The sequence below is a fragment of the Pseudoalteromonas sp. SIMBA_162 genome (assembly GCF_046535955.1).
Lineage (GTDB): Bacteria > Pseudomonadota > Gammaproteobacteria > Enterobacterales > Alteromonadaceae > Pseudoalteromonas > Pseudoalteromonas marina.
The window spans coordinates 1-276 of record NZ_JAWJBQ010000324.1 but is presented as its reverse complement, the minus strand read 5'-3'; the positions used below and the strand labels follow the sequence as shown (position 1 = coordinate 276).

Sequence of the window (276 nt, the reverse complement as noted above, 5' to 3'; positions counted from 1 at the left end):
CTCGAAGGCCAGAATCAGCATCTCCTCCACGTCCTGCAGGGTCATCAGCAGGTCGTTGTCCTGCTCGATGGCGGCCAGCACACGCTCGATGAAGTTCTCGTCACGTGGCACACCGCTGTGCAGGTCGGGCGCGCGGCCTTCGAAGCGCTCACGCAGCAGGCCGATGGCCTCTGGGGCCAGCTCGGCCAGCTCATTGAACTGGGGCTCGAGCCATTCGCGGTTGAGGCTGTTCATGTCGCGGATACGCGCATGCAGGCCCACGCGACGGTAGACATC

1 protein-coding gene is annotated in these 276 nt (G+C 64.5%); it reads right to left on the bottom strand.

What is annotated here, in order from left to right:
* Nucleotides 1–276: hypothetical protein (locus R0J88_RS19885; RefSeq protein WP_410900860.1), on the bottom strand; the 276-nt coding region annotated here is incomplete at both ends.